Raw genomic sequence first — 23,164 nt, 5'->3', positions numbered from 1 at the left:
CTCCCCTGTCATGGACCTGATCTAGCAGCAAGGAAGCCCGTGTTATCCGAAGCAGACATCCTTGTCGTGGGCGGCGGCCTCGGTGGCGTCGCCGCCGCACTCGCCGCCTGCCGGGCCGGACGCAGCGTCGTGCTCACCGAGGAGACGGACTGGATCGGCGGCCAGCTCACCAGCCAGGCCGTACCGCCCGACGAGCACCCGTGGGTGGAGCGGTTCGGCACGACCGCCTCGTACCGGCGGCTGCGTGAGGAGATCCGGCGGTACTACCGCCACTGGTACCCGCTGCGGGCCGAGGCCTTGGCGCTCACCGACCTCAACCCGGGAGCGGGCCGCGTCAGCAAGCTCTGCCATGAGCCGCGGGTCGCCCTCGCCGTCCTGGAGGGCATGCTCGCGCCCCATCGTGCGGCGGGCCGGCTGACGGTGCTCACCGAGCACCGGCCGGTCTCCGCCGAGTCCGACAGCGATCTCGTCCGGTCGGTGACCCTGCAGGACCTGCGCGACGGGACGCTTCGCACCCTCACCGCGCGTTACGTCCTGGACGCCACCGAGACCGGCGAACTCCTCCACCTCGCGGGCGTCGAGCACGCGAACGGGGCCGAGGCGCGCGCCGAGTTCGACGAACCGCACGCCCCCGACGAGGCCCAGCCCGACAACCAGCAGGGCATCACGGTCTGCTTCGCGCTCTCCCACCACGAGGGCGAGGACCACACGATCGACCGCCCGGACGACTTCGACTTCTGGCGCGCCTACCGGCCCTCGTTCTGGCCCGGCCCGCTGCTCGGCTTCGAGGCGCCCGACCCGCGCACGCTGGAACCGGTGGCGCGGACCTTCGTACCGAATCCCGATCTCGACCCGCTCGGCGTCTCCGCCGACCAGAGCGCCGACGCCGGCGACAAGGAGTTGTGGGGCTTCCGCCGTGTGCTCGCACGGAAGCTGCACGTGCCGGGCGCCTTCGACTCCGACATCACCCTCGTCAACTGGCCGCTCAACGACTACTGGCTCAAGCCGTACATCGGCCAGGAGGCCGAAGCGCTGCGCGAGGCACGACAGTTGTCGCTGTCGCTGCTGTACTGGCTGCAGACCGAGGCCCCGCGTCCGGACGGCGGCACCGGCTTCCCGGGCCTGCGGATCCGCCCGGACGTGACCGGCACGGCGGATGGGCTGGCCAAGGCGGCCTACGTCCGCGAGTCCCGCCGTATCAAGGCCGTCACCACGGTCACCGAGCACGACGTGGCGATCGACGTCGTCGGCCCGTACGGCGGCACCCGGCACCGGGACTCCGTCGGCGTGGGCGGGTACCGCATCGATCTACATCCCTCGACCGGCGGCGACAACTACATCGACATCGGGTCGGTGCCCTTCGAGATCCCCCTCGGCGCACTCGTGCCGCGCCGGGTGCGCAATCTGCTGCCCGCCGGCAAGAACATCGGCACCACCCACATCACCAACGGCTGCTACCGGCTGCACCCGGTGGAGTGGAACGTCGGCGAGGTCGCCGGTGCGCTGGCCGCGCACTGTGTGGCCGAGGACGTCGAGCCGCACCAAGTGCAGGCCGAGGACAAACGGTTCGAGGACTTCGCGCGGCTGCTCGACCGCGACGGAGTACAACGCCACTGGCCGGACGTACGCGGCTACTGAGGACGGCCACGCGGCTGCTGATCGCCCCCGCACACGGACGGTACTGACGGCACGGACGGTACAAGGAGGTGCCCCGACATGAGCTCTGCCATCAACCCTGGCATGAACACATCCCGCATACGCGTCGGCATCGACGTGGGCGGAACCTTCACCGACGCCGTGGCCGTGGACGCCACAACCCTCGAACTCCTGGGGCAGATCAAGGTCCCCACCAGCCACCACCACGCGGACGGCGTCGCACACGGCATCGTCGAGGCGCTCGACCGGCTCCTGGAGCAGACCGGCTGCGCCCCGACCGACGTCGCCTTCCTGGCGCACGGCACGACCCAGGCCACCAACGCCCTTCTGGAGGGCGACGTGGCGACCGTCGGACTGATCGGTATCGGGACCGGCCCCGCGGCGGTGTTCACCCGCCGCCTCGCCTCGTTCGGCAAGCTCGAACTCGCCCCCGGCAAAAGGCTTCCGCTGGCCTACGCGCATGTCGCCGACCCCGACGACACGGCGGCCGTCCGGCACGCCGTCGAGCGGCTCAAGGAGGACGGCGCCCAAGTCCTCGTCGCCAGCCAGCCGTTCAGCGTCGACCGGCCCGAGGGCGAGCAGGCCGTCCTGGACGCGGCACGGCCGTACGGGCTGCCGATGACCGCCGCGCACCGGATCACCTCGCTGTACGGGCTGCACAAGCGCACCCGCACCGCCGTGGTCAACGCGGCGATCCTGCCGCGCATGCTGGCCACCGCCGACCTCGTCGACGCCTCCATCACCAAGGCGGGCGTGACCGCGCCCCTGATGGTGATGCGCTGCGACGGCGGCGTGATGGCGCTCGACGAGATGCGCCGCCGACCGCTCCTGACGGTGCTGTCGGGACCGGCCGCCGGAGTCGCGGGGGCGCTGATGCAGGAGCGGGTGAGCGAGGGCGTGTTCCTGGAGACCGGGGGCACGTCGACCGACATCAGCGTCGTACGGCGCGGCAAGGTCGCCGTCCGGCACGCCACCGTTCTCGGCAAGACCTCGTATCTGAACGCCCTCGACGTGCGCACGGTCGGGGTCGGCGGCGGCTCCATGGTGCGGATCGGGGACGGCCGGCTGACCGGCGTCGGACCGCGCAGCGCCCATATCGCGGGGCTGCCGTACGCCTGCTTCGCCTCCCCCGACCAGTTGCGTGACGCGCGTGTCGCCACCGTCCGGCCCCTGGACGGCGACCCCGACGACTACGTCGTGCTCGACGCGGCGGGCGGGCGGTTCGCCGTCACCATGACCTGTGCCGCAGGCGCCCTCGGCCGCGTCCCCGAGGGTGACTTCGCCCACTGCGACCCGGAGACCGCGCGCGCCGCGCTCGCCCCGCTGGCCGCCGTGCTCGGCACCGACGTGGCGACCGCGGCCACACGGATCCTCGACGCGGGCGTCGCCCAGGTGAGGACGGTGGTGGACGCCATGATCCGCGACTACCGCCTCGACAAGGACACGGCCGTTGTCGTCGGCGGGGGCGGCGGGGCCGCGTCCGTCACCCCGCACCTCGCCCTCAGCAGTGGCATGGAGGGGCGGATCGCCCGGCACAACGAGGTGATCAGCCCCATCGGCGTCGCCCTCGCGCTCGTCCGGGAGCAGGTCGAGCGGATCGTGCCCGGCGCCTCGCAGGAGCAGATCCTCGCCGTGCGGGCCGAGGCGGAGCGGGCGGTCGTGGCCCAGGGGGCCGCCGCCGAGGGCGTCGAGGTCGAAGTCACCGTCGACCCGCAGACCAGCACCGTGCGCGCGGTCGCCACCGGCGCCACCGAACTGCGCACCCAGGACCGGGCCCATCGCGCCGACGACACCGAGCGGCTGCGTGCCGCGGCGGCCAGTCTCAAGGCCGACCCGGCTGCCGTCCACGTCCTGGCGGGCACCGCCGCCCACACCGTCTACGGGACGGAGACGCACCGCCGCCTGCGGCCGACCCGCCACGCCGTACGGATCGTCGACATGGACGGCGTCGTACGTCACCACGCCGCCGACGCCCACGTGGAGACCACCACCGTGGCCGGCGCACCCGAGGTGCTCGCCCGGCTGGTGGGCGAGTCCACGTCGTACGGCGACGGCGGGGTGCGCGCTCCCGCCCTGCGGCTGCTGCTCGGTTCCCGGATCGCCGACCTGTCCGGCGTCCTCGATCCGCAGCCGCTGCTCGCGCTGGCCCACAGCGAGTTGCGGACCCGCGCGGCCGACGAGCCGGTGGTCGCGGTCCTGGAGGTGCGGTCATGACGGTCACCGAACTCACCTGCGTCGACGACGTCGAATGGGGCGTGCGACTGCTGGCCGCCACCCCCACCCACGAGGGGCGCGACCCCGAGCTGCTGCGCCAATGGGCCCGTAGAGCCGATGAGTTCGGGTCCCGGCTCGCCCCCGTGCCGTCCACGGCTCGCGTGGTCGAGCGGGGCGACGGTCTGGAGCGGATGCTGCTCGCCCGCTACACGTCACGGCCCCCGACGGTCGAGCTGTACACCGACACGCTCGCGCTCGCCGAGGAACTGGTCGATGCGCGCGGCTGGCGTGCCTGGTATCCGCCGGGCTCGGTGCGGGCCGCCGCGCTCGCCCACGAGGCCGTGCACGCCCACCTGCACCACGGTCCGGCGAAGGCCGCGCTGAAGCAGGCGCTCGGCCACACCGTGCTGCGTCTCGGACGGCACCGCGTGGCCGGGCATGTCGCCGGCGCCGAAGAGGTCGCCGCCCATGCCTACGCCAGAACCGTCTGCGGGCTCGGCCGCAGCCCCCTGCTCCTCACCGCCGCGCTGCGCGCCGAGCTCACCCGGCCCGGGACTCCCGCTCCGAGAAGTCCCGCTCCGAGAAGAGAGAACTGACCCATGGGCGTCGTCATCCTCCTCGTCATGGCCGCCGGTGTCGGCCTGATGCTCACCCGCAGACTCCCCACCGCCTTCGCGCTGGTGCTGCTCGCCGTCGTCATCGCCTTCCTCGCCGGGGCGCCGCTCACCGGCAAGAACAGCGTGCTGGACACGGTTCTCCAGGAGGGCGCGCCGACCCTGGCGGCCACCATGATCGCGATCATCCTGGGCTCCTGGCTGGGCAAGCTCCTCGACGAGACCGGGATCGCGGGCACGCTCGTCCGCAAGATCGTCGAGTTCGGCGGCGACCGCCCGACCGTGGTGGCGCTCGGCGTCCTCGCCGTGTCCGCGCTCGTCGGTACGGTGACCGGCTCGGCGCCCGCCGCCATGCTCGCCGGGATCATCGGCATCCCGGCCATGATCGCCGTCGGCGTGCCCAAGGTGACCGCCGCGGGCACGGTGCTGATGGGCATCGCCGTGGGCATCCCCTTCGAGCTGCCGCTGTGGCAGTTCTTCTCCACCGCGCTGGAACTGCCGGTCCCGACCGTGCGCGGCTTCATGGTGAAGCTGTTCCCGTTCGCGCTCGTCGCCGCCCTCGCGTTCGTCCTCGTCGAGACGCGAAGGCGGGGCACGGAACACGCCTGGTCGCTCAAATCCGTCGACTCCCTTGATGGGAAGCCTCGTTCACGCCGCCAGGAGCTGGGCGACGCGCCCTGGTACGCGCTGCTCGCCCCCGCCGTCCCGCTCGTCCTCGCCCTGGGCTTCGAACTCGCCATCATTCCCTCGCTGTTGGCGGGCGTGCTGTACGCGCTGGTCACGACCACCCGGCCCCGCGAGATGAACAAGCGGCTGCTGCGCACGCTCTACGGCGGTTTCGAGGTGGCGGCCCCGCCGCTCGTCCTGTTCATCGCCATCGGCATCCTGCTCGCGGCCGTGAAGCTGCCGGGTTCCGTGGAGGCACTCGAACCGCTGGTCAAGGCCGTGAGTCCGCAGAACCCGGTGCTGTTCGTCCTCGTCTTCACACTGCTCGTCCCGCTGTGCCTCTACCGCGGTCCGCTCAACGTGTTCGGGCTCGGCGCGGGCATCGCCGGCGTCCTCATCGCCGCCGGCGTCTACCCCGCGGTCGCCGTCCTGGGCATGGCCACCTCGTACAACCAGGTCTTCGGCGTCGCCGACCCCACCAGCACCCAGACCGTGTGGAGCGCCCAGTACGCGGGCGTCACTCCGCAACAGGTGATGGTGCGCACGCTGCCGTTTGTGTGGGCAGTCGCCCTCGGAGGCCTGTGCGTCACCGCCGCCACCTACCTCTGAGCCCTTCTGCCGTTCCTGCCGTTCCTGCACGTTCCTGCCATCGGAGCCCCCCATGCCCGACCACCACCTCGACCGGCGTCTCCTCCTGCGCGCCGGCGCCGCCACCGGAGCCGCTCTCGCCGTCGGGACGGCCCTGGGCGCCCAGCCGGCTGCCGCGGCGCCCGGCGGATTCCCCGACTACACCTACGTCCGCACTCTTCTGACGCCGTCCCAGCTGAAGTACAACCCCACCGGCGAGATCATCTTCCCGTGCATCCGGGGCGTCTACGACAAGCTGAGCTCCCCGCTCGGCCGCTACTACCTGTACTACGCGCCGCACGACCCGCCCGGCGGGATCTGCCTGGCGTACGGCGACTCGCTGGAGGGGCCGTTCACGGAGTACCCGTCGAACCCGATCGTCTCCAACAACTGGTCGGGGCACTACTCCGTCAGCCATGTATCGTCGCCCCACGTCCTGTGGAACCAGGACGTCAAGGAGTTCTGGCTGTACTTCCACGGAGAGAACTACACGACCCGCCTCGCCCGCTCGGCCGACGGGATCCACTTCACGTACGACAAGGTCGTGCTGTCGAAGTCCATGCTCCCGGCCGGCACCACGGAGACGTCGTACGCCCGGGTCTTCCGCCACGACCTGCCCGCACGCGACGCCCGCTACGTGATGCTCTTCATGCTCAACAACACCACCGACCACCGTGACATCCACTGGGGTTGGTCCGCCGACGGCCGCACCTGGACCTACGACCAGCAGCCGCTGATCCGGCACAGCGACGTCGGCGCCGTGAACGTCGGCGGTCCGCACCTTCTCCACCGCAACGACAGCACCTACGTCGTCTACAACAAGGACAAGTCGAGCGGCGGCGACATCATGATCACCGAGGTCGGCAACGACTTCGGCAAGCGCACCCACCTCGGCCTCTTCTACAACTCCCGCAGCGCGGCTCCGGAGGACGGGCGGGCCGCGGCGCCTTCCTTCGGCACCGACGGCGGCGTCCCGTACATGATCTACGAGGCGGGAGAGCGGCTCTCGGGAGCCATCGCCGTGGCCCGGGGCTGACCCGGCAGTTCGACTCCTCGGTGACGACCGTGCCGCAATGCGGCACGTCACCGAACCGCCGCCCACAGCCGCCGTGTTGCTGTGTTGCTGTGTCACGACTGTGCCACGGCGGTGTCCTGAAGGGCCAACGGCGGTGTCCTGAAGGGCCGACGGCCGTGACCTCAGGGCTCTGCGGCCCCTCATACCCAGTGTCCTACTCAGATGTCTTGCTCGAAGCAAGATCGGGAATCCGGCGGAAACGCCGCCGGCGCCCCACTACCCCACCCCTCGGAAGGAACCACCCCTGATGAACCGCCACCTGCGCAAGGCCGTTTTCGCCACCGTTGCGATCACTGCCGGGCTGCTGATGACGGCGTGCCAGAACGGCACTGACGCCGACTCGTCCGGCAAGAGCGAAACGGGCGCCGCGGCGGACGCGGAGAACGCGTCGAACTCCAAGAACTCGAAGGGTGTCAGCGGGACGTTCAAGGACGGCAAGGTCACCTACCTCGCCTCGGGCAAGTACATCGTGACCGTGACGGGCAAGGACGCCCAGCAGTTCCTGGTGGCCGAGGACACCGAGGTCTACGGCGTCGGCACGATATGCGGCGTGTCCGGGTCCAAGGTGGACGCGCCGTGCACGCTGGACGAGTTGGAGGCGGCCGTCAAGAAGGGCGCCGTGAACGCCGACGTGGAGATGAAGGACGGCATCGCCACCCTGGTGACCGAGCGGCGTGCCGCACAGCAGGACACCGGCTCCGGCTCGTCGTCCGGATCCTCCGGCTCGTCCTCCGGCTCGTCCTCCGGTTCTTCCGGCTCGTCGCCCAGCGCCGGCAGCGGTTCCAGCAGCGGCTCCGACTCCGGCTCCCGCGAGACCGTCGTCGAAGGCGTCAACGGAGGCAAGGGCGTCAACGGAACCTGGTTCGGCAACGTCTCCTACGTGGCGCCGGGCAAGTACACGGTCTCCGACTCGAAGGGCACCGAGCAGCAGTTCCTCGTCTCCGAGGACACCAAGATCCTGGGTTACGACGACATCTGCGATGCCATCAACACGGGCCCGGGCGGCGAGGGCAGCGCCGAGTGCACCGAGGCCCAGCTCGAGAAGGCCGCCAAGAAGGGCTTCAGCGCGGAGGTCGTGATCAGCAACGGCATCGCGACCACCATCCGCGACGACAACTGATCCGCACCGCACACAGAGCCGGTGGACGGCCCCTGCGCCTTGCAGCGGGCCGCCCCTGGCCTACCGGTCATGGGACAGAATCAGTGACCCGCGTCACAGCGAACGGGGCGGAACTGCAAGCCGATTCAGATCAGTTCGGGGTGCGGTTCCGGTTGTTGTGTCGGGGTGGTCTGCGGTTCCGGTTGGGCGAGTGCGGTGGTCCGGACGTAGCCGTAGATCACTGAGGTCATCGCCAGGATGAGGAGCGGTCCGGACACCCACGGATGCTCGGCCATCTGCAGCGGCAGAAAGCGGTAGGACACCAGGAGCGCGGTGAAGACCGTCGCGCCGTGGGCGACCAGCCGGACCCCGGATCGGTCCCAGCCGCGGTCGAACGAGCGCAGAGCCGCCTCGATCGTGAGCGTGAACACCACGCCGGCCACGAGGTCCACGCCGTAGTGGTAGCCGAATCCCAGGGTGGCGCAGAGCGTGGCGATCAACCAGAACGTGCCTGCGAATCGCAGGGTCCTCGGACCCTTCCGGGAGTGGATGAAGATCGCGACGGCCCATGCCGTGTGCAGGCTGGGCATGCAGTTGCGTGGGGTGATCTCGTCGAACGGCATGGGGTGCGGGACGGTGATCGGCGGCGGCGTTCCCGGCCAGAGATCGGCCACCGCCCACTGCGCGGTGGAGTGCGTCTCCGCCCACAGGCTGACCGCCGCCCAGTGCTCGGTGCCGTCGCCGTAGGCGAAGATCGGTCCGACCACCGGGAAGATCATGTAGATGCCCGGCCCGAGCATGCCGATCACCAGGAAGGTGCGCACCAGGTGATGGCCCGGGAAGCGGCCCTCGGCCCCCACGTTGCGCAGTTGGTACAGCGCGACGAGGACCGCGGCCACCGCGAGGTTGCCGTAGACGAAGTCGAGGAAATTGAAGCCGATCGGGCCGGTGGCCGTGACGATCCGGCCCATCACCCACGAGGGGTCGCCCAGCGCGTGATCGGCGGTCGCCACGTACTGGTCGAGCACCCTCGGGCGGGTCGTCGAGGTGATGAGCAGCCAGGTGTCTCCGGCCTTGCGGCCGGCCACCAGCAGCAGGGCCAGTCCGACGCCCTTCAGCAGCAGCACACGTTCCGGGCCGCTGCGGCGCGTGACGGCGATGACCGCGTAGCCCAGAATCACCCACAACGCGCCGGTGCCGAAGGGGTGGCCTTCGGTGACCTTGACGTCGGCCGCCCAACGGACCAGCCAGAGGACGGCGTCGATGCCGATCGCGACACCGGTCGCGATGAACCGTTGCCGCCAGGTGAGCACCACCAGCATCAACGCCATGCTGGCGTACAGCAGAGCGCCCGACTTAGGGGGGAATATCACCTCGCGCACCTGGCAGGTGATCGGCCCCGGCAGGCCGTAGCGATGTGCGGCGAACTCCAGCGCCATGAGGAATCCGAGGGCCGCGACACCCGCCACGGCCCAGAGTCTCGCCCGTGGTCGACGCCACACGGAGGACGCCGTTCTCCAGGTTATTCGCGCTGTTCGCGAAGACGCCTTCGGTGTTATACGTATCAATTTCGGCCGCTTTGTTAGATTCTGGTTGTTTCGGGGTGGGTTTCGTTCGTCACCCTCCAGCCGGGGCCGCTCTCTCTGGCATGAAGAGCAGTCCGTCGAAGCAAGACGGAAAGTCAGCTGTCCGGGTTCCGGCGTAGTTCCGGTCTCGTTCCGGAGCCGTTCCGGAGCCGTTTCCGGCCTCGTTCCCGCACGTTCTTCGACCCGCGAGCGAAACACAGCGAATCCGCGCAGGTCAATAGCCGTGTACACCCCGCCGTGGTCGTCGGCAGCAGGTCACGGACCCATGTGGATGTGCGCGGCCCAGAGGGTCGGGAAGCTGGGGTAGCGGTCTCGGATCAGTCCGATCGCGGTATGCACGGCGACGCCGGTGCGGGCGGCGTCGAAGCCGTCCGCGGCGAGTTGCGCGTAGACCCGCTCGGCGATCTCGACGGCGATGGTGTCGTTGATCTGCCACAGCGTGCCGACGACCTGCGGAAATCCGGCGAGCTGGAACGCGGTGACGACGTGGAGGGCCTCGTCGGCCAGGTCGCGCCCGGTCACGGCGGTGGCGCAGGCGGACAGATAGGCGAACTCGGATCGCTCGAGCCGCAGCCGGGAGATCTCCAGCACGTTGAGCGGGTTGGCGGCATGGTCGTGGACCAGCAGGTGACTTCGGTGCGGGTCGTCGGGATCCACACCGGCGTGGCAGGCGAAATGCGCCCAGGGGTGGGCGGCCAGACGGGACAGCACGGCCTGGCGGGTCGCCTCCTCCCCGACCAGGCCCTCCAGCGCGGGAAAGATCCGGGCCAGGTGCTGGTACTCGGTACGGGCGCCCGGCAGATCGCGTGCGCCCGGCGTCTGCGGCATGGCGACCGCCAGTACGCGCGGCAGGCCGGATTCCCCGGACGGCGCCGCACGCCGGGAGTGCTGGGCGCGGGCATGGGACAGCGCACGCACGGTGGGCGTGTACGAGGACACGACGCTGTCCATGACCGTCTCTCGACGCCCGTCCGCCGAGGGCGCCTGAAGATGGCGTCCGGCGGCGTGCAGCGGGAAGTGCGCCAGCGGGCCGCAGGGGATCCACCACATGCGACGCATGCCGGTCCGGCCCGCGGGCTCGGTGCGACCGAGCAGGTCCAGGACCGGTGCCGCCACGTCGTCCCAGAGCCAGGGCAACGTGTCCTCCGCCATGACACGTTCGGCCTCGATGCGTGCGTCGCGCGAGCTGCCGCTGCGCGCCAGAAGGCGGCGCATGTCATGGAGGCGGTCGTGGACGTCGTCGTGGTCGACGTTCGGCAGCTCGCACACCTGGATGCCGTCGACGGTCAGCACGAGCGCGTCGCACCGGTACCGGCTGACGTTGACCATGACGATGGGGCCGCTGTGGGCTTCGGCGGCCAGCTGAGCGGCCTGCGGGGGCAGCAGGAAGCGCGCCAGACCGGGCAGTGCCCGGATCCGGGCGACCAGACCGTCCAGCTCCTGTGCCAGCCGGCGGCGGAGATCCGGGTCGGCCGCGCCTCCGGCGGCCTCGGCGCCGCCGATCAGATGGGAGCCGTCTGTCGTGGAGCCCTCGGTCGTGGAGCCCTCGGTCGTGGAGTCGTCCAGGCGGGCGCACAGGTGGTCGAAGCGAGCCGCCAGGTCCGGGGCGCGCTCACGCAGTTCGGTGAGATCCGTTCGGGACTCCAGGGCCTGCGCCAGCAGCACACCGCGTCCCATTTCGAGCACTTCGACCGCCCGGTCCGGCAGTCCGGCGGCAAGCGCGCAGGCGGCCGCGTCGCTCGCCAGACGTGAGTACTCGGTCATCCATCGCGTCGCATCGGAGCGCAGGAGGCCACGAGCCGCCAGGCGGGGCAGCAGTTCCACGCCGAGGGCGAATCCGCGCGCCGCCTGCTCGGGCCGGCCGATCGCCATCGCGAGCTCGCCCCATTCACGGGCGGCGGACAGCCGGACCGCGGTCGGGGCGGTGCCCCGGGACGCCGCCGCCTCCAGGAGACCGAGCGCCTCCTCGACCTGCCGCCCGTCGACCTGCCGCCCGTTCTTCGCGGTCACACCGTGGATGCTCAGCGGCAGCGACAACGACAGCCGCAGCGACAGCGACAGCGCCAGATTCAGTTCGCATTGCGCCCGGAAGTGATGGTCCTCGGCGGTTCCGTCGACGGCGGTGCGGCCTGCCGCGATGGCCTCCTCCAACGAGGCCGGGTCCCCCGACTGCTCGAAGTGCAGCCGCAGGGAGTTGCCGAGGTTCGCCAGCACGGCGGCTCGGTCACGGCCGCCCGCGCGGGAGGCGAGGTCCGCCATCTCGCGCTCCAAAGCGATGGCGTGCCGCAGACTGCCGAGGTCCTCGGCCCGACGGGCCCTGGCCTTCAGTACGACGGCGAGGTTCGCCAGATGCATCCATCGATTCGGGTGGTCCTCGGGCGTCGCCGCCACCGCTTCCTCGCCCAGCACGATCGCGCGGTCGAGGGCCCGCACGTCTCCCGTCCGGTTGAAGCGCTGGTTCAGCATGCGCAGGAGGGTCGACCGGTAGCGCGGTCCGTCGGGGTGCTCGGCGGGCAGGAGGTCGACGACGGCGCTCGCGGCCTCGATGCCCTCGTCGAGCGCGGTCATGTCCCCGGTGCGGTCGGAAAGCGTGTTGAGCAGGCCACCGAGGTTGTTCAGGGCCGTCTGCCGGATCGGCGTACCGCGCGGCGCCGCCCTGACCGCCCCGCGCGACATGGCGATCGCCTCGGTCAGGACCGACTGGTCCCCGGTGCGTGCGAACTGGTGGCCCAGCAGGAGGGCGGCGTTCACTAGCACCACCGACCGGGCCTGGTCCGAGTCCGGTACGGCCTCCAGCGCGGCGGTGCTCAGCCGCAGGGCCTCGTCCAGCAGGGCGGTGTCGTCCGAGCGCTCGTAGAGCATCCGCAGGGAGTCGGCCAGCCCGCCCAGGGGCACGTACCGCTTCTCGTCCACCGGCGACATCGCGCGGACCCCCGCCCGACCGATGTCGACCGCCTCCCGCAGCTGTCGGACATCGCCTGTGCGCTGGAACAACGCGCGAAGGGATTCGGCGAGGTTGTGCAGGCACATCGTCCGGTCGGTGCTCCCGACGGCGGACTGCTCCGCCGCGCCACGGGCGACCACGACGGCCTGCTGGACGTCGGCGAGCTCCCCCGTGTGCTCGTACAGCCGCTGCCAGGCCATGCCCAGGGTCCTCAGCCGGCCGACGAGCAAGGCGGGACCATCGGCGGCGTCGGCCACGGCATCGGCCACGGCGTTGCGCGCGGCGTGGATCGTCAGCCGCGCGGCGTGCGCGTCGGCGCCACCGTCGAGGTGCGACGCCAGCACCTGGAGCAGGTTCTCCCACGTCGCCTCGCCGTCCGGATTCAAGGGCGGCCCGGGCGGTCGCGGCACCGGCTCGGGCAAGGGAAGTTCGGGCTTCAGAAGGCTCACGAGGACGAGCAGCGCGGTGGCCGTCCGCACCTCGGGCAGGGCGCGTTCGTCGGCGAGAGCCAGCCCCCGCCGCCAGTGCAGCATCCCGACGAGGTGGCACGTCTCCACGATGTCCTGGGTGCGGGTCGTAGCGGCGAAGAGCTCCACCGCCTCGGTCAGGGCGGCAGGGTCGAGCAGGCCGTACGGACCGGCCGCACCGTCGAGTCTGGACCGGACAGCCGTCGCCCACCGCTTCCGCACGCGCCCCCCAACGCCTTTTGCGCGCGGCCGACTTCACCGTGCGCGCCCCTCAACATCAAGTTCCCCTGTGCACGATACGCCGAACGCATAGCGTGACCGCATGACAGATCTGGTCGAGTCCCTGTCCAAGGTCATTCTGCGGGCCAGCGAGGAACTGCTGCGGAAAACCGGTACCTACCCCCGGCCCCTCGTCCACATCCTGGCCGAGGACATGGACCAGCCCTACGTCGGCTTCATCACCTGTCGGCCCTTCTACCGCGGCGCGGACGCGGCGACCGCACTCGCGAACCTGGGACTGTTCCCCTCGGTGCTCATGGCGACACGGCTTGTCGTTGCGTGGGAGGACTGCGACCTGCGCACGGCGTTGGAGCTCCCGGGCGAGCCCTTCGCGAACGGCCTGGTCATCCTCGACGCCGGCTTCGAAGGCCACACCCTGAACTGGCACCCCTTCGACATCGAGGTCGGGGAGGTGAGTCAGCACGGCATACCGCTGGTCATCCCGCACTGGGGCACTCCTGCCCGGGTCGAGGATGTGCAGCTCCTGGCGCCGATCGCCGCACTGCTCGAAACCTGGCGGGAGTTCCGCAGCGACGACATCCAGGAGACGGCGATCGGGCTTCAGGAGGCGGGATACGAGTTCAACATGATCCAGCGATGAGCCGAGCGGCCTCGGCTGCTCTGGCGCGTGGTCGCCGGCGGAGGGGTGCGCGGCCGGCGCTGACAGGTCACCTCTTGGCCATCGACTGGGCCCGACCGTCGGTTGGGTCCCGGGTTTGACACCGGGCCGCCCCCGGACAGATTCGGGGATGCAGCTGCTCTGCAGAGCTGGACACCTCGGAAGCCGACCGCGCACCTGCGACCCTAGCCGGGGGCACTGACAACGCACCGCGCCGCGGACCGGACAGGCCCTAGTCGGGCAGCCGCAGGATGAGCCGCAGGGTGTCGGTCAGTGCGGCGGTGGGGATGGTCGGGTCGGCGATCCGTTGGACGCCGAGTCCGATGCCCAGACCGAGCAGGGTCCTCGCGGCCTGGTCGGCGGGCATGGCCGGTGCGACGCCCAACTCCTGGGCCAGCGCGTCGAGGAGCTGGGCGAGCATTTCGTGGATCATGGCGGCGCGGGCCGCGATCTCACTCCGGAGCTCGTCGTCGTGACGTGCGCTGGTGAGGAACTCGACCTCCAGCGTGGTCCAGGCCTCGTCCCCGATGTGTTCCTCGCCCCATGCGGCGAAGCTCGCCAGGCGATCGTCGATCCTGGCGTCGCGCATGACGGAGTCCGTGAGCAGCGTCAGCTGTTCGGCCCGGATGTCGTCGAGGACGGCCAGGCACAGGTGGTCCTTGCTGCGGAAGTTGGAGTAGACGGCGCCCTTGGAGTAGCCGGCCGCCTCCGCGACGTCGCTGAGCGAAGTGGCGCTGTAGCCGTCGCGGAGGAACAACTGCCGCGCGGTGGCGACGAGCCGCTCGCGCGTGCGTTCCTGACTCTCGGCGCGGCTGAGGCGGGCCATGTCTCGCTCCCTCTCCCGAGCTCCTGAAGCTCTCGGATCCTAACTCCGGTTCGGGCTGTCCAGTGCATTCAGATACCGCTAGTATCCCGATCTCGTCGGTATCCCGAATGGGCGGAGACCTCAGTGACCGCAACGGGCAAACGAACGACCCCTTCCACGGCCCCTTCCACGGCCCCTTCCACAGCTCCTTCCACAGCTCCTTCCGCAGCTCCTTCCGCAGCCCCTGCCGCGCCCCCTTCCACGTCCCCTTCCCGAGGGCTGGTTCTGGGCTGCGGAGGAACGCTCGGCGCCGCCTGGACGATCGGCGCCCTGCACTCGCTCCAGCAGGCCCTGCAATGGGACCCGCGCGATGCCGAGGTCCTGGTGGGCACCTCCGCCGGGGCCGAGGTGGCGGCGATGCTCGGCGGCGGCATCGGCGTGGCGGATCTGCTGGCCGCCCAACTGGCCGGCCAGGACGCCCGGTCCGAGTTGGTCCGGCACTTCGCGGCTCCGCCCCGGGCGATCCCGCCGAGGCCCGCGGCGTTCCCCGGATCGCCGCAGCTGGCGCGCCGCGCACTGCGCCGCAGCGTTCCCATGCTGGCCGGGCTGTCCGGCATGCTGCCGCAGGGGCGGGGCGACAACCGCCGGATGGCGGCCCTCGCGGACTTCCTGGCGCCCGCCGGACAGTGGGTCCGGCATCCGGCGACCTGGCTGGTGGCCACCGACTTCGACACGGGCCGACGCACGGTCTTCGGGCACCCCGACACCCGGCCGGTCGCCCTGCGGGACGCGCTCCGCGCATCCTGGGCGGTGCCGGGCTGGTTCCCCCCGGTGCGCATCGACGGCCGGCGGTACGCGGACGGCGGCATCCTCTCCACCGCCTCCGCCGACCTCCTGGCCGGCCGCGGGCTCGACGAGGTGTACGTCATCGCGCCGATGAGCTCGCGCACGCCCGGACCGCGCCGCGGACTCGGACGGGCGGAAGCGCTGCTGCGCCGTGTCATGACCCGCACGCTCGACGCGGAGTGCGCGGCCCTGCGGGCGACGGGCGTCCGGGTCGTCCGGATCGAGCCCACCGCCGCCGACCTGGAGGTGATGGGCGGCAACTTCATGGACCCCCGGCGCCGCCTGACGGTGCTGGAGACGTCTCTGCGCACCACACGCGCCGTCGTCCGCGACCGCCTGCGGTCGGCCGCCCGGCCCGCCGACGCCCGGACAGGAGCCTGATATGCCCGCCGACCGCCCCACCGCGTCCCTCACCCGCGAGACCCACGACGTCGAAGCGCTGATCATCGGCAGCGGCCTGTCCGGCATCGGAGCGGCGATCAAGCTGCGCGAGGCCGGTGTGCGCGATCTCGTCCTCATCGAGAAGGCGGACGACCTGGGAGGCACCTGGCGGGACAACACGTACCCGGGTTGCGCCTGCGACGTCCCCTCCGCGCTGTACTCCTACTCCTTCGCGCCCAACCCGGAGTGGACGCGTGCCTTCGCCGGCCAGACCGAGATCCGTGCCTACCTCCGCGACACGGCCGCCGCGTACGGCATCACCCCGCTCGTCCGGTTCGGCGTCGAAGTCACCCGGGCGCAGTGGAACCCGCGCGAAGCCCGCTGGCACGTCGAGACCACCCGCGACCGCTACACGGCCCGCTTCCTGATCGCGGCGGCCGGGCCCTGGCACGAGCCGCTGCTTCCCGACATACCGGGTCTGGAGGATTTCCCCGGCGAGGTCTTCCACTCCTCGCGCTGGCGCCACGACCACGAGCTCACCGGCGCACGCGTCGCCGTCATCGGCAGCGGCGCCTCGGCCGTGCAGTTCGTCCCGGCCATCCAGCCGCGGGTCGGCCGGCTGCACCTGTTCCAGCGCACCGCCCAATGGGTGCTGCCCAAGCCCGACCACCGGGTGCCGAGCGCCGAACGATGGCTGATGCGGCACGTTCCGGGAGCACAGCGGGCCCTGCGGAACGCGGAGTACGCGGCGCTGGAGGCCCTCGGCGTCGGCTTCCGCCGCCCGGGGCTGCTGCGGGCCGTGCAGAAGGTGGGCACCCTCCACCTCAGGGCCACCGTCAAGGACCCGCGGCTGCGGCGGGCGCTGACCCCCGACTACACCCTGGGCTGCAAGCGGCTCCTGCTCTCCAACACCTACTATCCGGCCCTGACCCGGCCCAATGTCGGCGTGCACGCCACCGCGGTCGAGGCCGTCCACGGCAGCCGTGTCATCGGCGCCGACGGCAGCGGCGCGGACGTCGACACCATCATCCTGGGCACCGGCTTCCACATCCTCGACATGCCCATCGGCCGACGCGTGTTCGACGCGGACGGCGCCAGCCTCGACGACCACTGGAAGGGCAGCCCGGACGCCTACCTCGGCACCACGGTCAGCGGCTTCCCCAACGCGTTCGTCCTGCTCGGGCCGCACCTCGGCACCGGGCACTCCTCGGCGTACACGGTCCTGGAAGCGCAGCTGGACTACGTGGCGGGCGCGGTGCGCCACTTCCGCTCGGCGGGCTGGGCCGCCATGGACGTACGGCCCGAGGTGCAGGCGGCCTTCGACGCCGAGGTCCAGCAGGCGCTGCCGTCCACCGTCTACAACGCGGGCGGCTGCTCCAGCTACTACCTCGACGGCAATGGGCGCAACAGCTTCAGCTGGCCGTGGTCGACGGGGCGGATGCGCCGACGGCTGGCGGACTTCGACGCCGAGGCCTATGCCGTAACGTCGCATACCGAGTCGCATACCGAGTCGCACGCCGAGCCGCACACCGGCTTGCATACCGACCGGTATATCGATGGGCAATACACACTTGCCAGGGAAGTTAGGTAACCCTTACCGTACGCATTCGCACCACTCAGGGCCTCGGCCGGCACAGCACACCCGGCCGGTCCGCCCGCGGCGAGCGCTTCACCGACGCAGCCTGGCCGTCCTCCCCACCGCCTTGAGGGCCGGGGAGGTACCCCCAGCTGGAACCGCTCACAGGACGGGCCCGTGAATCACTCCCCCTTCGGTCTGTACGACCCTGCCCGCGACCACAGCGCCTGCGGCGTCGGCTTCATCACCCGCCTCGACGGGACGCCGAGCCACGACGTCATCCGCCGGGGCGACGAAGCGCTCCGCGCCATCCCGCACCGGGGCGGCAAGTCCGCCGAGGGCGTCGGCGACGGCGCGGGCGTCAGCGTCGACCTGTCCGTGGAGTTCTTCAGCGCGCTCACCGGTCAGGAACTGCTCGCCGGGCACTTCGGCGTCGCCAACTGTTTCGTGCCGACCGACGCCGGACCCCGCCGCGCCGACGCCGTCGAGCTCGTCGGGCGGTCCCTCGCCGCGCAGGGGTTCGAGGTTCTCCTCGTCCGTGAGGTGCCGGTCGACCACTCCGTCGCCCGGCCCGCCGCCGAGGCCTACCAGCTGCCCATCGTGCAGTGGGTGTTCCGGGCCCCGGAGGGGTGGCAGCGCGATGACGTCGACTCGGCGGCCAACCGCGCCCTGCTCGCCGTCGAGGCCGTCGCCTACGCCGACGACCGGGACCGGTACGCCGGGCTGTACGCGCTGTCGCTGAGCGCGCGCACGCAGGTGCTCAAGGGGCGGCTCAACTCCGGTGAGGTCATCGGGTACTTCCGGGATCTCCGCGATCCCCGGCACTCCGTGCGGTCGCTGTACTTCCACACCCGGTTCTCCACGAACACCGAACCGCATCCGACCATGGCGCAGCCGTTCCGGCTCATGGCGCACAACGGCGAGCTGAACACCGACCGCAAGAACCGGCTGAGCGACGAGGCCCTCGCGCGGGCCCGCACCCGGAGCATCGTGCGGCCGCCCGGGCAGTCCGACTCCAGCCGGCTCGACCAGACCCTCCAGAGCCGGGTCTTCGACGACGGTCTGGACCTCGTCGAGGCCGTCGTGTCGCTCATGCCGCCCGCCTGGGAGAACGACCGCACCCTGCCCGACGCCGTCCGGGACATGCTCGAGTACTTCTCCCTCTACGAGGAGAAGAACGACGGCCCCGCCGCCGTCATCTTCAGCGACGGGGACGTCATCGGCGCCCGCCTGGACCGGCTCGGGCTGCGCCCGCTGCGCACCGTCGAGACCGCCGAGTACCTGATGGTGGCGTCGGAGGCCGGTCAGGTCGCGTTCCCCGACGAGGACGTCGTGCACCGGGGGCGGATCGAGGCCGGCGGCATGCTCGTCGTCGACCACCGCACCGGGCGGCGGATGCGGACCCGCGAGGTGCTCGACGCCCTCGCCGCGCGCCGCCCCTACAGCGAGCTGCTCGACACGGCCCGGGTGAACCTCGACGACCTGCCCGCTCCCGACTACTACCGCGGCACCACGACGCTCGGGTACGACGGCGACCTGACCCTCGCCGGCCGGTACGTGGCGTACTCGCTGAACCAGGAGAGCTTCCGGTTCATGCTCGACCCGATGCTCGCCGACGGGTCGGAACGCATCTCGGCGATGGGCTACGGCAACGCCATCAACGCGCTCAGCGACACCGAGGGCGGCATGGCCAAGTACTTCTCGCAGCGCTTCGCCCAGGTCACGAACCCGCCGCTGGACAGCATCCGCGAGGCCGACGGCATGAGCATGCGGGTCGCGCTCGGCCCCAAGCCGGACGGCACCGGGAGCGCCGGGAGCGCGAGCGGGCGGCAGCTCGTCGTCTCCTCGCCGGTGCTCGGGCACCTCGACATGGTCCGGCTGCGCGACCAGCGGATCGTGCCGCTGGAGCGGTTCGACATGCTCTACGACCCGGTGGCCGGGGACGAGAGCGCCAACGCCGACTCGCTGCGGGCCGCGCTCCACCGGCTCTGCGACGACGTCGAGCGGTTCGCCGGCGAAGGGGGCGGCATCGCGGTCCTCACCGACCGGGCCATCTCGTCGACGCGCGCTCCGCTGCCGGTGATCCTCGCCGTCGCGGCGGTGAACCAGCGCCTCATCGAGACCGGGCTGCGGCTGCGCGCCTCGCTCGTGGCGGAGAGCGGTCAGCTGCTGTCGTCGCACCACGTGGCGACCGCGCTCGGCTTCGGCGCCTCGGCCGTCTACAGCCTCAGCGCGCGGCTGCGCGCCGAGGAGAGGTACCCGAGCGCGCCCGCCCCCGCGGGCGAGGTCACCGACACCGACCGGGCGCTGGCGAAGTTCCGCAAGGCGGCCGAGAAGTCGCTGGCCAAGACCATGGGCCGGGTCGGGCTGTGCACCGCCGAGAGCTACATCGGCGGCGCGTTCTTCGAACCGAACTACCTCGACACCCGCGACGACGTGTTCGCGCGGGCCTTCCCGCACATGGACGCCCCCGTCGGCGGCGTCGGGTTCGCCCGTATCGCGCAGGCCACGACGGACTGGCACGAGCGGGCCCGCAGCGTGGACACAGAACAGCAGATCCCGCTGCTCGGACTGTTCAAGGAGCGGTCGGACGGGGCCGGGCACTCGTTCGGCGTCAACGCCGTGCGCGGGTTCGGCGGCATGACCGAGGAGCAGCCCGAGTTCGGGAGGACGGAGGACCCGGACGCGCTGCGGCTGCTCACGCTCGGGCAGCTCGACGACGCGTTCGGCATCACCGACGCCGCCTACCGCAACACCGGGTACGACGCTCTCGGCGACGCCGAGATCGACGCGTTCCGGATCACCCCCGGGTACCGCGCCTTCCTGCGGACGACCCACGAGGAGCGGTCCCGCCGGCCGTCCGCGCTGCGTGATGTGCTGGCGCTGCCCGCGGACGTCACGGGGCTGCGCACCCCGCAGGACTTCGCCCGCGAGCTCGGCCGGTTCTCCACGACCGGGAACGCGAGCGTCACAGCCCGGGGAGTGGTCGCGTTTGTCGAGGACGGGTCCGTCCGGCTGCGGCTCGCCGCCCCCGGACCCGACGGCGCCGAGCGGCACGCCGCGCTCGCCGCCGGGCTCGCACTCGCGCACCCCGGCGAGGTCGAGACCCTCCGGGCGGACGCCGACGGCGTCACCGTCGCCGCCACCGGCACCGCCGCGCGCCTGCTCGCGCTCCTCGACGACGCCCCCGACAGCGTTCCGCTCGACGCCGTGCAGCCCGCGCACGAGATCACCCGTGCGCTCGCCTCCGGCGCGATGAGCCACGGCGCGCTCGTGGCGACCGCGCACGAGGCCGTCGCGCACGGCACGAACATGGTCGGCGGCCTGTCGAACAGCGGGGAGGGCGGCGAGCACCACACCCGGTACGGCACGATCCGCGGCTCGCGCATCAAGCAGTTCGCGTCCGGCCGGTTCGGCATCTGGGCGGGCTATCTCGCCGACCCGATGCTTCAGGAGCTGGAGATCAAGATCGGGCAGGGCGCGAAGCCCGGCGAGGGCGGTCAGCTGCCCGCGCCGAAGGTCACCGTCGACATAGCGGCCGCGCGCGGCGGCACCCCGGGCATCGAGCTGATCTCCCCGCCCCCGCATCACGACACGTACTCCATCGAGGACCTCGCGCAGCTCATCCACGACTGCAAGGCCGCGCGGGTGCGGGTGATCGTGAAGCTGGTGTCCTCGGAGGGCATCGGCACCATCGCAGTCGGCGTCGCCAAGGCGGGCGCCGACGTGATCAACGTCGCCGGGAACACCGGCGGCACGGGCGCGGCGGCCGTCACGAGCCTCAAGTACGCGGGACGGTCCGCGGAGATCGGCGTCGCCGAGGTGCACCAGGCGCTCGTCGCGAACGGGCTGCGGCAGAAGGTCGTCCTGCGCTGCTCGGGCGCGCACCAGACGGGCGGCGACGTCGTCACATCCGCCCTGCTCGGCGGCGACAGCTTCGAGTTCGGGACGACCGCGCTCATGATGCTCGGCTGCGTCATGGCGAAGAACTGCAACGTGAAGTGTCCCGCCGGGCTCACCACGAACCCCGAGGCCTTCGAGGGCGATCCGCGCGCGCTGGCGCAGTACCTGCTCAACATCGCGCACGACGTCCGGCAGATCCTCGCCCGCCTCGGCCTGCGGTCGCTCCGCGAGGCCCGGGGCCGCACGGACCTGCTCCAGCTCCTCGACCACCCGGCGAGCGTCGGGCGTCTCGACGTCCGTCGTCTGCTCGCGCGCGTGCCCGAGAAGGTCGTCGCGGACCCGGAGTACCTGGAGAAGGACTTCACCACCGACGACGCCCTCATCGAGCGGGTGCGGGCGGCGCTCCTGGAGCGGCGCGAGCCGTCCCTGCTGGTCGAGGGCATCCACCTCGGCAACAGCGACAAGTCGGTGGGCGGGCAGCTCTCCATCGACGTCGAGCGGCTGCTCAACCACCAGCTCACCGTCGGCGCCCCCGCGATCACCACCGACGACCGCGGCCGTCGCCGTCTCGTCGACGACGCCGTCCGGATCCGCACCACCGGGTCCGCCGGGCAGTCGTACGGCGTGTTCTGCAACGACGGCATCAGCCTCGAGCACACCGGCACCGCGAACGACGGCGTCGGCAAGAGCCAGAGCGGCGGGCGGATCGTCGTCCGCGCCCCGGGCGGCGGCAGCGCGCAGCGCGGCGGCAACGTGCTCGTCGGGAACTTCGCGCTGTTCGGCGCGACCGGCGGCCGGACGTTCGTGCAGGGGGAGGCCGGTGACCGGTTCGCCGTGCGCAACTCCGGTGCGACCGCGGTCGTCGAGGGCGTCGGCGACTTCGGCTGCGAGTACATGACCGGCGGCACCGTGCTCAACCTGGGCGGCTTCGGCAAGGGCCTCGGCAACGGCATGAGCGGCGGTTTCCTCTACCAGTACGACCCGTCGGGCGAGCTGGGCGGCCGGGTCAGCGCCGACTCGCTGCTGGTGTTCCCGGTGACCGACACCGCGCACGGCGCCTTCCACGAGGAGGCCGTACGGCTGCTGCTGGCCTGGCATGTCGAGGCCACCGGCTCCGAGCTGGCCGCCCGGCTGCTGCACGACTGGGACACCGAGCGGCAGCACATGTACTGCGGGATGCCCCGGGCGCTGCTCCTCTACCAGGACTCCACGGAGATCCTCGCCGCGGCGACCCGCGGCGAACTCCTCGACGAGCTGGCGACCTCGATCGCGACGGACAAGCTCCGCGCGTTCAAGGTCGACTACCGCGACCGCCGCACCGTGCTCGACGGCCGGGCCCCGGCCTTCGGCGACCAGGGCAGCGACGACATGTTCTCGCTGCTGTCGTCGTACACGGTGCTCGGCGTCGCCCAGGACCTCGCGCTGAAGCGGGTGCCCGGGGCGACCGGCCCGGACGATCCGCGGGTGGCCGAGGCCGTCCGCAACCTCGTCCTCACCGAGGACTTCTTCGTCAAGCAGCGGGTCGTGAAGTACCTGCGCGGCACGCTGGAGCGGTTCGAAGACGGCGAGTTGGCGACCCTCATCGCGATCAAGCGCCTCAACGACTACAAGCGTGCGCTGAAGCAGCGCAACAACCTCAGCGTGGACGCCCCCGGCACCTACGGCTGGATCGTCCACCAGACCACGAAGAACGCCGGCCGCGTCCGCGCCGCCCGGTTCGACGAGCTGCTCGCGAACGCGGCGCTGGAGGACATCGCCTCCCGTCGTGCCCCGCTGGCCCCGACCGAGACGGTGACCGCGTGACCCT

The 23,164-nt window shown here is 71.5% G+C and carries 13 protein-coding genes; 10 read left to right on the top strand and 3 right to left on the bottom strand.

Annotated elements, in window-relative coordinates; genetic code table 11:
- The first annotated feature begins 39 nt into the window (after window positions 1-39).
- From ABZ725_RS11325 to ABZ725_RS11300, 6 genes are all read left to right on the top strand, one after another.
- Window positions 40-1,638: an FAD-dependent oxidoreductase gene (locus tag ABZ725_RS11325; RefSeq protein WP_358802441.1), complete on the top strand. Its 1,599-nt coding sequence runs from the start codon at window positions 40-42 to the stop codon at window positions 1,636-1,638.
- 102 nt (window positions 1,639-1,740) lie between these two features.
- Window positions 1,741-3,870, top strand: coding sequence for a hydantoinase/oxoprolinase family protein (locus ABZ725_RS11320; protein ID WP_358802758.1), 2,130 nt, complete (start codon window positions 1,741-1,743; stop codon window positions 3,868-3,870).
- The gene (locus tag ABZ725_RS11315; RefSeq protein ID WP_358802440.1) at window positions 3,867-4,466 is read left to right on the top strand and encodes a hypothetical protein; all 600 of its coding nucleotides are present in this window, start codon (window positions 3,867-3,869) and stop codon (window positions 4,464-4,466) included. The genes ABZ725_RS11320 and ABZ725_RS11315 overlap by 4 nt, the downstream gene beginning before the upstream one ends.
- Window positions 4,467-4,469: 3 nt before the next feature.
- Entirely contained in the window at window positions 4,470-5,759 is a 1,290-nt protein-coding gene (locus ABZ725_RS11310) for a transporter (RefSeq protein WP_358802439.1), read from the top strand.
- A gap of 52 nt (window positions 5,760-5,811) precedes the next feature.
- Window positions 5,812-6,813 (top strand): hypothetical protein, encoded by a 1,002-nt coding sequence (locus tag ABZ725_RS11305; RefSeq protein ID WP_358802438.1) that lies wholly within the window; start codon window positions 5,812-5,814, stop codon window positions 6,811-6,813.
- 286 nt (window positions 6,814-7,099) lie between these two features.
- Window positions 7,100-7,972 carry a hypothetical protein gene (locus ABZ725_RS11300; protein WP_358802437.1) on the top strand — a complete coding sequence of 291 codons (873 nt, stop codon included), beginning with the start codon at window positions 7,100-7,102 and terminating at the stop codon, window positions 7,970-7,972.
- A gap of 125 nt (window positions 7,973-8,097) precedes the next feature.
- On the opposite strand, the gene ABZ725_RS11295 is transcribed toward ABZ725_RS11300, so the two are convergent.
- Window positions 8,098-9,420, bottom strand: coding sequence for a DUF5933 domain-containing protein (locus ABZ725_RS11295; protein ID WP_358802436.1), 1,323 nt, complete (start codon window positions 9,418-9,420; stop codon window positions 8,098-8,100).
- 372 nt (window positions 9,421-9,792) lie between these two features.
- Window positions 9,793-13,170, bottom strand: a complete 3,378-nt coding sequence (locus tag ABZ725_RS11290) for a CHAT domain-containing protein (RefSeq protein WP_358802435.1) — start codon at window positions 13,168-13,170, stop codon at window positions 9,793-9,795.
- Between the two features lie 100 nt (window positions 13,171-13,270).
- Here ABZ725_RS11290 and ABZ725_RS11285 point away from each other — a divergent pair, with 100 nt between their 5' ends.
- Window positions 13,271-13,828, top strand: a complete 558-nt coding sequence (locus ABZ725_RS11285; protein ID WP_358802434.1) for a hypothetical protein — start codon at window positions 13,271-13,273, stop codon at window positions 13,826-13,828.
- A gap of 250 nt (window positions 13,829-14,078) precedes the next feature.
- On the opposite strand, the gene ABZ725_RS11280 is transcribed toward ABZ725_RS11285, so the two are convergent.
- Window positions 14,079-14,672, bottom strand: coding sequence for a TetR family transcriptional regulator (locus ABZ725_RS11280; RefSeq protein ID WP_358802433.1), 594 nt, complete (start codon window positions 14,670-14,672; stop codon window positions 14,079-14,081).
- 258 nt (window positions 14,673-14,930) lie between these two features.
- On the opposite strand from ABZ725_RS11280, the gene ABZ725_RS11275 reads away from it, so the two are divergent.
- The 3 genes from ABZ725_RS11275 (at window position 14,931) to ABZ725_RS11265 (ending at window position 23,160) form a co-directional block, all read left to right on the top strand.
- Entirely contained in the window at window positions 14,931-15,878 is a 948-nt protein-coding gene (locus ABZ725_RS11275) for a patatin-like phospholipase family protein (protein ID WP_358802757.1), read from the top strand.
- A 1-nt stretch (window position 15,879) separates the two neighbouring features.
- Window positions 15,880-17,469, top strand: coding sequence for an NAD(P)/FAD-dependent oxidoreductase (locus tag ABZ725_RS11270; RefSeq protein WP_358802432.1), 1,590 nt, complete (start codon window positions 15,880-15,882; stop codon window positions 17,467-17,469).
- Window positions 17,470-17,631: 162 nt separating this feature from the next.
- Entirely contained in the window at window positions 17,632-23,160 is a 5,529-nt protein-coding gene (locus ABZ725_RS11265) for a glutamate synthase-related protein (protein ID WP_358802431.1), read from the top strand.
- Window positions 23,161-23,164: the final 4 nt, after the last annotated feature.

Origin of the sequence: Streptomyces sp. NPDC006872, assembly GCF_040635845.1 — a bacterium.
Lineage (GTDB): Bacteria > Actinomycetota > Actinomycetes > Streptomycetales > Streptomycetaceae > Streptomyces.
Note: the sequence above shows the minus strand (reverse complement) of the source record. Positions and strands in the feature narration are given on the sequence as shown.